The organism is Sphingomonas melonis, from assembly GCF_013409985.1.
Classification (GTDB): domain Bacteria; phylum Pseudomonadota; class Alphaproteobacteria; order Sphingomonadales; family Sphingomonadaceae; genus Sphingomonas; species Sphingomonas melonis_A.
The window spans coordinates 92,842-104,368 of record NZ_JACCBY010000001.1 but is presented as its reverse complement, the minus strand read 5'-3'; the positions used below and the strand labels follow the sequence as shown (position 1 = coordinate 104,368).

The window sequence follows — 11,527 nt, the reverse complement described above, 5'->3', positions numbered from 1 at the left end:
GGTCACATCGTATCCATGGGTTCCGGCGTTCGCCGAATGACGCGTAAGGGGGAAACGGCGAACAAACGAAAGGCGAAGCCCCTACGCCACGCTCTCCGTCCCCGCGATCGGCTCCACCCGTGTGCGGCGCTCCGGTGCGGTCAACACCAGGTACAGGCCGCCGACGATCATTGGCACGCACAGCCACTGGCCCATATGGATGCCGGTCGCCTCGATGAACGAGCCGCGGAACTGCGCATCGGGTTCGCGGAAGAATTCGACGATGAACCGCGCGATGCCATAGCCGAGCACGAACAGGCCGACGAGCCTGCCCGGCTGGTAGCGCGCCTTGGTCCGCCAGAAGGCGAACCACAGGATGGCGAACAGCACGATCCCCTCGAGGCCCGCTTCGTAGAGCTGGCTCGGGTGACGCGCCGGCTCGGGCACGTCGAACGGCACGGTGCGCTCGAACACGATCGCCCAGGGCACGTCGGCGGGCTTGCCCCACAATTCGCCGTTCACGAAATTGGCGAGCCGGCCGAAGAACAGCCCGAACGGCACGACGCAGGCGATGTAATCGTGGACCCGCAGCCAATCGAGCTTGTGCTTGCGCGCGAAGAGGATGATCCCGATCGACGTGCCGATCACGCCGCCGTGGAAGCTCATGCCGCCGTCCCACAGCCGCAGGATGCGGATCGGGTGGAGCAGCATCTCGGGCGCGTAGAACAGCACATAGCCGATTCGACCGCCGAGGATGATGCCGAGCGTCGCGTAGAAGACGAGATCGTCGGCATGGCGCCGCGCCATCGGCGCGCCGGGCTGGGCGAGCAGCTTGAGCAGATACCACCAACCGACGAGAATGCCGGCGATATAGGCCAGGCTGTACCAGCGCAAAGTGAAGAAGCCGATCGAGAAGATGTCGGGGTGGAGCCCCAGATCGGCGAAACGGATGTGGCCGCCGCCCGCCGAGACGGCGGTGGGGGCGGCAGCGGCGAGCAACGGCAGGATCAAGGCTTTCCCCCAGGGTTTGCCGTCTGCATAGTGGGCCAAAGGCACAAGACCAAGCGGAGAGAGATATGAGGACGACGCTCGACGTGCGCATGGACGCGACCATGGCGGCGCTGACCGCCCCCGGCGGCATGCTGCCGCTCGGCACGGTACAGCGCGACGGCCGCGACTATCCGATCATCACCGCCGCGCCGCCCTCGCTCCCCCTGTATTTTGCCCATTATTGTCAGGAACATGCCGACAAGACCTTCCTCGTCTCGGGCGACGAGCGACTGACCTTCGCGCAGGTTCATGGCGTCGCGACCGGGGTCGCGCGGGCGCTGATCGCCGCTCACGGCATCGCGCGGGGCGACCGCGTCGGCATCGCGATGCGCAACTCGCCGTCGTGGATCGTGCTCTACATGGGCGTGGTGATGGCGGGCGGCGTCGCGACCCTGCTCAACGGCTGGTGGCAGGCGGAGGAGCTGGCCGGGGCGATCCAGGAGGTCGACTGCGCGCTGGTCTTCGCCGATGCGCCGCGCGCGAAGCGACTCGCCGGCGTCACCGCGCCGGTGGTGACGATCGACGACACGCTGCCGCTGGCGCAGGCGCTCGGCCCGGTCACCGCGGCGGGCCAGCCCGACATGCCGCTGCCCGCGGTGGGCGCGGAGGATCATGCGACGATCCTGTTCACCTCGGGCTCGACCGGCCAGTCGAAGGGCGCGCTGTGCGACCATCGCGCCGTCATCCAGGGGGTCTTCAACTATCTCGCGCAGGCGCTGACGATGCTGGGCATCGCCGCGCAGGACGGCAAGGCGCCGACCGAACAGCCCTCGACCCTGCTGACGCTGCCGCTGTTCCACGTCACCGCCGAAGTGCCGGTGCTGCTGCAAAGCTTCGCGATGGGGCGCAAGCTGGTGCTGATGCCCAAATGGGACGCCGGCGAGGCGATGCGGCTGATCGCGCAGGAGCGGATCAGCTATTTCGTCGGCGTGCCGCTGATGAGCTTCGAGATCCTGACCCATCCCGATCGCGCGCGCTACGACCTGTCGACCGTTACCGACTTTGCTGCCGGCGGCGCGCCGCGACCGGTCGAGCACGTCCGCCGCATCGATGCCGAGATGGGCGGCGGCGCCCCGCTGATCGGTTACGGGCTGACCGAGACCAATGCGGTCGGCACCGGCAATTGGCGCACCAACTATCTCGCCAAGCCGAACAGCGCCGGCCGCGCCTCGCCGCCGCTGGTCGATCTCGCGATCCTCGACGATGCCGGCGCGCCCGTGGCGCAGGGCGCGCGCGGCGAGGTGGCGATCCGGTCGATCTGCAACTTCCTCGGCTATTGGAACCGGCCCGACGCGACCGCGGCATGCATGACCGCCGACGGCTATTTCCGCACCGGCGACATCGGCTATCTCGACGAGGACGGCTATCTGTTCATCGTCGACCGCAAGAAGGACATCATCATACGCGGCGGCGAGAACATCTCGTGCCAGGAGGTCGAAGCGGCGCTGTACACGCATCCCGCGGTTGCGGAGGCGGCGGTGTTCGGCCTGTCCGACGCGCGTTTCGACGAGGTGCCCGGCGCGGTCGTCCAGCCACGCGACGGCGAGACGCTGACCGAAGCGGCGCTACAGGCTTTCCTCGCCGACCATATCGCCGCCTTCAAGGTGCCGACGCGCATCTGGATCGCCGACGCGCCGCTGCCGCGACTGGGCACGGAGAAGATCGACAAGGTCGCGTTGCGGGCGACCTATCGCGCGCTGGTGGCGGCCTAAGCCGGATCGACTTCACGCGAGGGAGAAAACGCCTACCCCGGCAGGTCAGGGCTGTTGCATGTGGACGTTCGTTGGGTCCGCGGCCTTCTAATTCCCCGTCACCCCGGACTTGTTCCGGGGTCCACTCTGCGGCGAGGAGAAAGGCTTGATGGGACGCCGTTCTCTTGTGGCCCAGTGGACCCCGCAACACGTCCGGGGTGACGGATACGAGGAGGAGGCCGGTGGAACCTCATCAGCGAAGCCATATGCGATAGCCCGCCCTCTCGGCGGGGAGGAATTGGGCTGAATGTCGATCTGACCTACCCCCCTCCGTCACCCCGGACGTGTTCCGGGGTCCACTCTGCGGCGAGGAAGAAGGCTTGATGAGCCGCCGTTCTCTTGTGGCCCGGTGGACCCCGCAACACGTCCGGGGTGACGGATACGAGGGGGAAGCCGGTCGAGCCTCATCGCCGCGGCCATATGCGATAGCCCTTCCTCAGGCGGGAGGAAGTGTCATAGTCCACCGGTGAATATCGATCCTGCCCAGGCGCCCGTCCCGGCACCGGCGTTCGTGCCGGGCGTGGCGAGGGCAGCAGATCCTTCGACAGGCTCGGGATAAACGGCAGCCCGCGTCAGTCGGTCAGTCCGTGCATCAGCAGCAGCGTGACGAAGGTGAGCAGCGCCGCCCAGGCGAAGATCAGCAGCACCGCCGTCCGCCACAGCGCGGATCGCTTGCGCAGCCGATAGGCGCCGCGCAACTGGCGGTACATGTGGAGCGGCGGCAGCGCGATCACCGCCAGCACGATCCAGTCGCTGCTCAGGCCGGCGACGCCGAGCAGCATCAGCGCGATCACCATCAGCATCATGAAGGCGAGGCTATAGGTGACGAAGATCGCGTGGTCGTACAGGCCGAAGCGCCGCCGCCACAGGAACAAGAGCGCGACGAACGGCGTCGAGATCGGGATCAGCAGCCAGCTGTATTTGTAGGCGCTCGATTGCAGCTTGTAGAGCGCGAGGCCGGGGTTCCTGTTCGCCTTCTGCAGGCCATGATCGAGGCTCGGCCAGCCCGTCTCGGTATTGGCGAGGGTGAACGGCGTATCCGCCGCCGCGCCGCCCTTGACCCGGCGCAGCGCGGACACCGCGGTGCGCAGCGAGGCGATCTCCTGGTCGATCTTCTGCGTCGGCCGGCCGGCAGCGACCAGTTTGGCGCGGCGGGCCTGCGCGGCGACCAGTTCCTGCTGCGCCTGTTCGGCACCGCGGGCGAGGCCCATGATGTCGCCGTTCATCCGCTCCGGCGTGACCAGTTCGGCGATGTCGCCGCCGATCGCGCTGATCGTCGCGAACATCAGGAAGACGGTGAACAGGAACAGCGCCAGCGGCGAAACGAAGCGCGCGCGCTCGCCGGCGACGTAGCGGCGGGTCAGGTCGCCCGGCCGCCACAGCAGCATCGGCAGCGTCCGCCAGATCTTGCCTTCGAAATGGAACACGCCGTGCGCGATCTCGTGACCGATCGCGCCGACGCTGCGGTGGACATGGCCGCTCTGCCCGCAGGCATGGCAATGCGCGCCGATCAGCCGTGTCCCGCAATTGAGGCAGAGCTCTTCCGCCGTGCCATGATCGCCGCCCCCGGCCTGCGCCGCCGATGCCGGCGCGCCGCGCGCACCGGTGATGAGCGTCGCTGCTGCTGTGATATCCCCCGACATGTCATGGACGTAGCAAGAGTGCGATCATGGCGCGAGAGGGCAGATCGTGGTAACGAACCTTATGGCCGACACAGAGAATCCGACCGAATTGATCGCCGAGATGGGACGGCGCGCGCGCATCGCCGCAGCGACGCTGGCCGGGCTGCCGACCGCCGCCAAGGCCGCCGGGCTGCGCGCCGCCGCCGCGGCGCTGCGCGATGCGGAGGCGACGATCCACGCCGCCAACGCGCGCGACATGGCGGCGGGCGAGGGCCGCGGCCTGTCGGCGGCGCTGCTCGACCGGCTCAGGCTCGATTCCGGCCGCATCGCCGCGATGGCGGCGGGGGTCGAGGCGGTGGCGGGGCTCGCCGATCCCGTCGGGCAGGTGATCGATCGCAGCGAACGGCCCAATGGCCTGCAGCTCAGCCGCGTCCGCGTGCCGATCGGGGTGATCGGGATCATCTACGAATCGCGTCCCAACGTGACCGCCGACGCCGCGGCGCTCTGCGTGATGGCGGGCAATGCCGCGATCCTGCGCGGCGGGTCCGAGGCGGTGCACAGCAACCGCGCGATCCACGCGGCGCTCGCGGCGGGCTTCGCCGCCGCCGGACTGCCGGCGGACGCGGTGCAGCTGGTGCCGACCACCGATCGCGCCGCGGTCGGCGCGATGCTCGCCGCGGACGGCGTCATCGACCTCGTCGTGCCGCGCGGCGGCAAGAGCCTCGTCGCGCGCGTCCAGGCGGAGGCGCGGGTGCCGGTGCTGGCGCATCTCGACGGCATCAACCACGTCTATGTCGACGGCTCCGCCGATCCCGCGATGGCGCGGGAGATCGTCGTCAACGCCAAGCTGCGCCGCACCGGCATCTGCGGATCGATGGAGACGCTGCTGATCGATCGCGACTTCGCCGACGCCGCCGCCCTGGTCGAAGCGCTGCGCGACGCGGGATGCGAAATACGCGGCGACGACCGGATCGTCGCGCTGGTGCCGGGGATCGCGCGGGCCGATGCGGCGGACTGGGACACCGAATATCTCGACGCGATCGCCTCGGTCGCGCTGGTCGACGGCGTGGACGGCGCGATGGCGCATATCGCGCGCTATGGCTCGCACCATACCGACGCGATCGTCGCGGCGGACGAGGGCATCGCCGAGCGTTTCCTCGCCGGCGTGGACAGCGCGATCGTGCTGTGGAACGCGTCGACGCAATTCGCCGATGGCGGCGAGTTCGGGCTGGGCGCCGAGATCGGCATCGCCACCGGCCGCCTCCATGCCCGCGGGCCGGTCGCGCTGGAGGGGCTGACGACGTACAAATGGATCGGGCGGGGGACGGGGCAGGTGCGCGGTTGATCTCACCGCCCACAGGGCATAGCTTGGGATCATGGACCAGCGGCCGATCATCTCGCTCGATATGGACGAGTCGCTGCGAACCGCGTTGTACGCCGCTGCCGCATGGCGGCACATGCCCGTTGACGACTATATTCGCGATGTACTTGCTACGGCGGTGCGGATGGATACGGACCTCGCTGCGTTCGTGCAGGAAGGTGTCGATTCCGCGGATCGCGGTGAACTCATCGGCCAAGACGATATGGAAGCGTGGTTCGAGGCGCGATACCGGTCCGCCGCTGCCGAATGAGGGTGGCATCATGGACGCGACGCGCGAAGGCCGATCTGGTTCGTGCGGATGACTATTATCAGGGAATCAATCCGGATTACGCCTATCGGATCGGTAAGGCTGCGGTCGCCGCGGCACGGTTCCTCGCGGACTATCCATGTGCGGGGAGCGTTTTCGGCGGGCCTTCCCGCAAGTGGCGGATCAAGCACACGGACTATCTTTTGATTTATCGCATAACGGACGACGGCGTCCAAATCCTGCGCATGCGGCATGCTCATGAGAACTGGCGTACCGATCCTTGACCCCCACCGGCATTCTCGGCGGGTCGTTCAACCCGGCGCATCGCGGGCATCGCGCGATCACGCTCGCTGCGATCCGCGCGCTCGATCTCGACGAGGCCTGGTGGCTGGTGTCGCCGGGCAACCCGCTGAAGGACGGGGTCAGCGACATGGCGCCGCTGGCGATGCGGCTCGCCTCGGCGAAGCGGCAGGCGCGGCGCGCGCCGATCCGCGCGACGGATATCGAGGCGCGGCTGCACACCCGCTATACCGTCGACACGCTGCGCAAATTGCAGCGCCGCTATCCGCATCGCCAGTTCATCTGGCTGATGGGGGCGGACAATCTGGCGCAATTCCATCGCTGGCGCGGCTGGCGTGAGATCGCACGCACGATGCCGATTGCGGTGATCGCCCGTCCGGGGTATGAGCGACAGGCCCGGGCGAGCGTCGCCATGGGTTGGCTGCGGCGCTTCCAACGGCCCGCAAGTCACGCGAAGCATTGGACGATGTGGAGATTGCCGGCACTCGTGCTGTTGCGCTTCCGCCCCGACCCTACCTCCGCTACCGCGGCCCGTGCGGCCGATCCCGACTGGCACCGGCGCCACCCGGCCCAGCAACCCAGGAGTCCCCTTGGCGACTAACCCCCATGCCGTGCGTCCGGCCGATCCGGCCGAAGTCGAGGCTCTGCACCGGCTGATCATGGCGTCCCTCGAAGACGACCAGGCCGAGGAAGTGATCACCATCCCGCTCGCCGGCAAATCGACGATCGCCGATCATATGGTGATCGCCAGCGGCCGTTCGACGCGCCAGGTCGCCTCGATGGCGAACAAGCTCGCCGAGAAGATCAAGGCGGAATTCAAGCGGAGCGTGCGGATCGAGGGCCTCCAGACCGCGGATTGGGTGCTGATCGACGCGAACGACGTCATCGTCCACCTGTTCCGGCCGGAGGTGCGCACCTTCTACAATCTGGAACGGATGTGGCAGTTCGGCGATACCGTGTCGTCGTCGCTGAAGCCGCTGCCCGTTCCCGCTCCCGAGGCCTGACATCCTACTCCACGTCGTGGCGCGCGGACGGATCGGGCGCTCGCCCGAGGCCGAGCTGGTGACGCGCTACCTCAAGCGGATCGTCTGGCCGACGCGCGTCACCGAACTGCCCGACACCGGCGGCAAGATGCCGGCGCTCGAGCCGCAGACGGTGCGCGTGCTGCTCGACGAGAAGGGTGAGGTGCTGGGATCGCTCGACTTCGCCCGCCGGCTGGAGCGCTGGCGCGACACCGGCACGCGCGAGGTGCGCTTCATGATCGGCGCGGCGGACGGCTTCGGCGATGCCGAGCGCGCCGAGGCGGACCTGCTGCTCTCGTTCGGCCGCGCGACCTGGCCGCATATGCTGGCGCGGGCGATGCTGGCCGAGCAACTGTTCCGCGCGACGTCGATCCTCGCGGGGCACCCCTACCACCGGGAGGGGTGACGGTGGCCGTCAGGCTCCTGCGCGCACCCCGCCGCGCCTCGGGCGGGTCTCCGCCGATCGCTATCGGAAGCACGGTCGGCCCGCTGCGGGGGAACGCCGCGCGATGCCGGACGGGCGCGCGCGGCCGCGCTGCCCTGTGCCTGGCGCTGCTCGCCCTCGTGCTCCCGGCGCAGGGTCAGACGCTGCCCGACCAGCGCCAGCGCCTCGCCGCCGCCCGGCGCGATGCCGCGCTCGCCACCGCGCGCGCCAGCGACCTCGCGCGCGATGCCGCCGCCGAGCGCGACGCCGCCGACAAGGCGCGCGCCGAGGAGGCCGCGCTCGCCGCCCGCGTCACCGTCGCGGAGGCGAACCTCGCCGCCGCGCGCGCACGGCAGGCGATCGCCGCGCAACTGCTCGCCGACCAGCAGGGCCGGCTTGCCGCGCAGCAGGCGCCGGTCGCGCGGCTGCTCGCCGCGCTGACCGCGCTCGCCCGCCGCCCCGCGCTGGTCACGATCGCGCAGCCGGGATCGGTCGACGATCTCGTCCATGTCCGCGCCGTGCTCGGCGGCGCGCTGCCGGTGGTGCGGGCGCGGACCGATGCGGTGCGCCAGGCGATCGCCGCCACCCGCTCGCTCCAGGCCGATGCCGCACAGGCCGCCGCGGCGCTGCGGCAGAGCCGCATCCGGCTGGAGGCGGACCGGACCGCGCTTGCCCGGCTGGAGGCGGATCACCGCCGGCGCAGCCAGGCGCTCGGCCGCAACGCGATGAGCGAATCGGATCGCGCGCTGGCGCTCGGCGAACGCGCCCGCGACCTCATCGATTCGCTCGATGCCGGCGCGATCGCCAGCGCGACCGCGACCGAGCTCGCCGCTTTGCCGGGGCCGCTGCCGCGCCCGCTCGCCGCCGGCAGCGTCGCGCCGCCGCCGCTCCACGGCGTCTATCGCCTGCCGGTGCGCGGCCGGCTGGTGACCGGGCTCGACGAGCTGTCCGACTCCGGCGTGCGCGCGCGCGGCCTGACCTTCGCGGTCGCGCCCAATGCCGCGGTGCGCGCGCCCGCCGGTGGTATCGTCCGCTATGCCCGTGCGTTTCGCGGCTATCGCGGCATCGTCATCATCGACCATGGCGATGGCTGGACCAGCCTCGTCACCGGCCTCGCCGCGCCGCAGGTCCGCGTCGGCCAGCGCGTCGCCGCCGGCGCGCCGCTCGGCCGCGCCGCGACGGGCGAGGAGCCGCAGGTCACCGTCGAGCTGCGCCGCCGCGGCCGGCCGATGGACATCGCCGCGCTGCTCGGCTGAACCGGTCCGCCAAGTCAGCCTGTATTCAGCCGCGCTGCGCTTTGCTCCGGCCCGAGAAAGCGGCTAAACGAGCCCTGTCTCTCCGCCTTCAGGATGTTCGATGGCCCGTCCGCTACTTACCGCGACTGCAATCCTCGGCTCGCTGTCCCTCATCCCGCTTGCGACGCAGGCGATGGCCGCGGTCGACACCGATACCTATCGTGAATTCGACCAGTTCCTCGACGTCTTCAACCGGATCAAGTCCGATTATGTCGACAAGGTCGACGACCAGAAGCTGATCAAGGGCGCGATCCAGGGCATGCTCGCCAGCCTCGATCCGCATTCGAGCTACGTCGATGCGCTCGACTATGACAATCTGCGCATCCAGACCGAGGGCAATTACGGCGGCCTCGGCCTCACCGTCCAGATGGAGGACGGCGCGGTCAAGGTCGTCGCGCCGCAGGAGGATGCGCCCGCGCAGCGCGCCGGGGTCAAGTCGGGCGACTATATCACCCATATCGACGGCAAGCTGATCTACGGCGAGACGCTCGACGAGGCGGTCGGGCTGATGCGCGGCAAGCCGGGCACCAAGATCAGCCTGACCCTGGTCCGCCCCGGCCAGACCAAGCCGATCGAGGTGACGATGAACCGCGAGGTGATCGTCCAGAAGCCGGTGAAATGGGAGGTGCGCGGCGATGTCGGCTATATCAACATCAACACCTTCTCGGAGAGCACCGGCGCCGACACGCGCGCCGCGATCATGGCGATCGACAAGAGCCTCGGCCATCGTCCGCTCGGCTATGTCGTCGACCTGCGCGACAATGGCGGCGGGCTGCTGACGCAGGCGATCGCGGTCAGCGACGCCTTCCTCGACCATGGCGAGATCGTCTCGCAGCGCGGCCGCGAGAAGACCGATATCGAACGCTATTTCGCCAAGCCCGGCGACGATGCGCACGGCCTGCCGGTCGTCGTGCTGACCAACCCCGGCACCGCCTCCGCCTCGGAGATCGTCGCCGGCGCGTTGCAGGACCATCACCGCGCCTTGGTGATGGGCGAGCGCAGCTTCGGCAAGGGTTCGGTGCAGACGCTGCTCCAGCTCGGACCGCAGACCGCGCTGCGCCTCACCACCGCGCGCTATTACACCCCGTCGGGGCGCAGCGTGCAGGAGGGCGGGATCGAGCCCGACATCAAGGTGCCGCAGATCAGCGATCCCGACTTCAAGTCGCGGCCGGTGTTCCGTGAGGCCGACCTGCGCCGCCACCTGATCAACGAGGTCAAGGCGGACAACAAGATCCTGGAAGAAGACACCAAGGACGATCCGCGCTTCGCGCTGACCGCCGACCAGCTCAAGAAGCAGGGGATCGACGACTTCCAGCTCTATTATGCGCTCAAGACGGTCGCGCGGCTCGGCGGCCCGGCGCAGATCGCCGCGGCGACCAAGCCCCGGCCGATCCCGGCGGCGACGCCGCAGCCGAAATGACCCGCGACGAGCGCCTCGCCCGCTGGATCGCGCTGCTGCTGCCGGTGGCGCTGCTCGCCGGCGCCTGGGGCTCGCAGCTCGTCGGGCATCTCTACCCCTGCGAAATGTGCCATTGGCAGCGCTGGCCGCATTATGCGGCGCTGCCGTTCGCATTGCTCGCCTTCGTCGTGCCGCAGCGGAGCATCGCCAAGGCGTTCGTGATCGTCGCCGCGCTGCTGATCGCGGTGTCGGGGGCGATCGGCGTCGCCCATGCGGGGGTCGAATATGATTGGTGGAACGGCTTCACCGCCTGCACCCAGACGGTCGACCTGCGCGGCCTCGGACCTGATGCGCGGCTGGAGGCGTTGATGAAGGCGCCGGTGATCCGCTGCGACGTCGCGCAATGGACGCTTGCCGGCATTTCGCTTGCCGGCTTCAACGCGATCCTTTCGCTTGGCGGCGCCGGCCTTATCTTGTGGCTGATGAGGAAAGCGCGATGATGGCAGAGACCCCGCAGCCCGCCCGCCGCTGGAGGCCCGGCGACCGGCGCGAACCGACCGAGGCTATGATCCGCGTCGACCAGGCCGGCGAATTCGGCGCGATCCGCATCTATGCGGGGCAGCTCGCGGTGTTCGGCGACCGCCATCCGGCGAGCCGCGCGATCCACCATATGGCGAGCCAGGAGGAGCGCCACCGCGCCTTCTTCGACGACCTGATCGTCAAGCGCGGCGTGCGCCCGACGCTGTTCCAGCCGTTCTGGGACAAGGCGGGGTTCGCGCTCGGCGCGATCACCGCCGCGATCGGCCCCAATGCCGCGATGGCCTGCACCGCCGCGGTCGAGACCGAGATCGACAAACATTACCAGCATCAGCTCGACGAACTCGGCAGCAGCGAACCCGAACTGTCCGCGGCGATCCTGGAATTCCAGGCGGAAGAGCTGGAGCACCGCGACCATGCGCTCGCCAACGGCGCCGAGAACGCCATCGCCTATCCGGTGCTGAGCGGGCTGATCCGGCTCGGCTGCAAGGTGGCGATCGCCGCGGCGAAGCGGATTTGA

Annotated in this window: 13 protein-coding genes; 11 read left to right on the top strand and 2 right to left on the bottom strand. The window is 69.3% G+C overall.

Annotated elements, in window-relative coordinates:
* Nucleotides 1-81: 81 nt before the first annotated feature.
* Nucleotides 82-990, bottom strand: coding sequence for a prolipoprotein diacylglyceryl transferase (gene lgt, locus HD841_RS00530; protein ID WP_179506951.1), 909 nt, complete (start codon nt 988-990; stop codon nt 82-84).
* A 65-nt stretch (nt 991-1,055) separates the two neighbouring features.
* On the opposite strand from lgt, the gene HD841_RS00525 reads away from it, so the two are divergent.
* Complete coding sequence (locus HD841_RS00525; protein WP_179506950.1) at nt 1,056-2,741, top strand: class I adenylate-forming enzyme family protein; 1,686 nt, start codon at nt 1,056-1,058, stop codon at nt 2,739-2,741.
* 611 nt (nt 2,742-3,352) lie between these two features.
* Here the strand turns inward: HD841_RS00525 and HD841_RS00520 are convergent.
* The gene (locus HD841_RS00520; RefSeq protein WP_179506949.1) at nt 3,353-4,423 is read right to left on the bottom strand and encodes a DUF3667 domain-containing protein; all 1,071 of its coding nucleotides are present in this window, start codon (nt 4,421-4,423) and stop codon (nt 3,353-3,355) included.
* A gap of 61 nt (nt 4,424-4,484) precedes the next feature.
* On the opposite strand from HD841_RS00520, the gene HD841_RS00515 reads away from it, so the two are divergent.
* The 10 genes from HD841_RS00515 to HD841_RS00470 all read left to right on the top strand — a co-directional run bounded on the left by HD841_RS00515 (nt 4,485) and on the right by HD841_RS00470 (nt 11,527).
* Nucleotides 4,485-5,747: a glutamate-5-semialdehyde dehydrogenase gene (locus HD841_RS00515; protein WP_179506948.1), complete on the top strand. Its 1,263-nt coding sequence runs from the start codon at nt 4,485-4,487 to the stop codon at nt 5,745-5,747.
* Nucleotides 5,748-5,778: 31 nt separating this feature from the next.
* On the top strand, nt 5,779-6,033 hold the full coding sequence (locus tag HD841_RS00510) for a hypothetical protein (protein ID WP_179506947.1): 255 nt from the start codon (nt 5,779-5,781) through the stop codon (nt 6,031-6,033).
* Nucleotides 6,030-6,314, top strand: coding sequence for a type II toxin-antitoxin system RelE/ParE family toxin (locus HD841_RS00505; protein ID WP_179506946.1), 285 nt, complete (start codon nt 6,030-6,032; stop codon nt 6,312-6,314). Before HD841_RS00510 ends, HD841_RS00505 begins: the two co-directional genes overlap by 4 nt.
* Nucleotides 6,311-6,931 (top strand): nicotinate-nucleotide adenylyltransferase, encoded by a 621-nt coding sequence (locus HD841_RS00500; RefSeq protein WP_179506945.1) that lies wholly within the window; start codon nt 6,311-6,313, stop codon nt 6,929-6,931. Before HD841_RS00505 ends, HD841_RS00500 begins: the two co-directional genes overlap by 4 nt.
* A 58-nt stretch (nt 6,932-6,989) precedes the next feature.
* A complete protein-coding gene (gene rsfS / locus HD841_RS00495) occupies nt 6,990-7,334 on the top strand; it encodes a ribosome silencing factor (protein ID WP_218845377.1) in 345 nt (114 codons plus the stop codon).
* Between the two features lies 1 nt (nt 7,335).
* Entirely contained in the window at nt 7,336-7,758 is a 423-nt protein-coding gene (locus tag HD841_RS00490) for a 23S rRNA (pseudouridine(1915)-N(3))-methyltransferase RlmH (RefSeq protein WP_179508031.1), read from the top strand.
* Nucleotides 7,759-7,892: 134 nt separating this feature from the next.
* The gene (locus tag HD841_RS00485) at nt 7,893-9,032 is read left to right on the top strand and encodes a murein hydrolase activator EnvC family protein (protein WP_373562943.1); all 1,140 of its coding nucleotides are present in this window, start codon (nt 7,893-7,895) and stop codon (nt 9,030-9,032) included.
* A 100-nt stretch (nt 9,033-9,132) separates the two neighbouring features.
* Entirely contained in the window at nt 9,133-10,491 is a 1,359-nt protein-coding gene (locus tag HD841_RS00480; protein ID WP_179506944.1) for a S41 family peptidase, read from the top strand.
* A complete protein-coding gene (locus HD841_RS00475; RefSeq protein WP_179506943.1) occupies nt 10,488-10,970 on the top strand; it encodes a disulfide bond formation protein B in 483 nt (160 codons plus the stop codon). Before HD841_RS00480 ends, HD841_RS00475 begins: the two co-directional genes overlap by 4 nt.
* Nucleotides 10,970-11,527, top strand: coding sequence for a demethoxyubiquinone hydroxylase family protein (locus tag HD841_RS00470; RefSeq protein ID WP_179508029.1), 558 nt, complete (start codon nt 10,970-10,972; stop codon nt 11,525-11,527). The genes HD841_RS00475 and HD841_RS00470 overlap by 1 nt, the downstream gene beginning before the upstream one ends.

What these genes read in the sequence shown, in the direction of transcription:
- HD841_RS00525 (WP_179506950.1), top strand. Translation starts at nt 1,056, where the DNA reads ATGAGGACGACGCTCGACGTGCGCATGGACGCGACCATGGCGGCGCTG.
- HD841_RS00520 (WP_179506949.1), bottom strand. Translation starts at nt 4,423, where the DNA reads ATGTCGGGGGATATCACAGCAGCAGCGACGCTCATCACCGGTGCGCGC.
- HD841_RS00515 (WP_179506948.1), top strand. Translation starts at nt 4,485, where the DNA reads ATGGCCGACACAGAGAATCCGACCGAATTGATCGCCGAGATGGGACGG.
- HD841_RS00510 (WP_179506947.1), top strand. Translation starts at nt 5,779, where the DNA reads ATGGACCAGCGGCCGATCATCTCGCTCGATATGGACGAGTCGCTGCGA.
- HD841_RS00505 (WP_179506946.1), top strand. Translation starts at nt 6,030, where the DNA reads ATGAGGGTGGCATCATGGACGCGACGCGCGAAGGCCGATCTGGTTCGT.
- rsfS (WP_218845377.1), top strand. Translation starts at nt 6,990, where the DNA reads ATGGCGTCCCTCGAAGACGACCAGGCCGAGGAAGTGATCACCATCCCG.
- HD841_RS00480 (WP_179506944.1), top strand. Translation starts at nt 9,133, where the DNA reads ATGGCCCGTCCGCTACTTACCGCGACTGCAATCCTCGGCTCGCTGTCC.
- HD841_RS00475 (WP_179506943.1), top strand. Translation starts at nt 10,488, where the DNA reads ATGACCCGCGACGAGCGCCTCGCCCGCTGGATCGCGCTGCTGCTGCCG.
- HD841_RS00470 (WP_179508029.1), top strand. Translation starts at nt 10,970, where the DNA reads ATGGCAGAGACCCCGCAGCCCGCCCGCCGCTGGAGGCCCGGCGACCGG.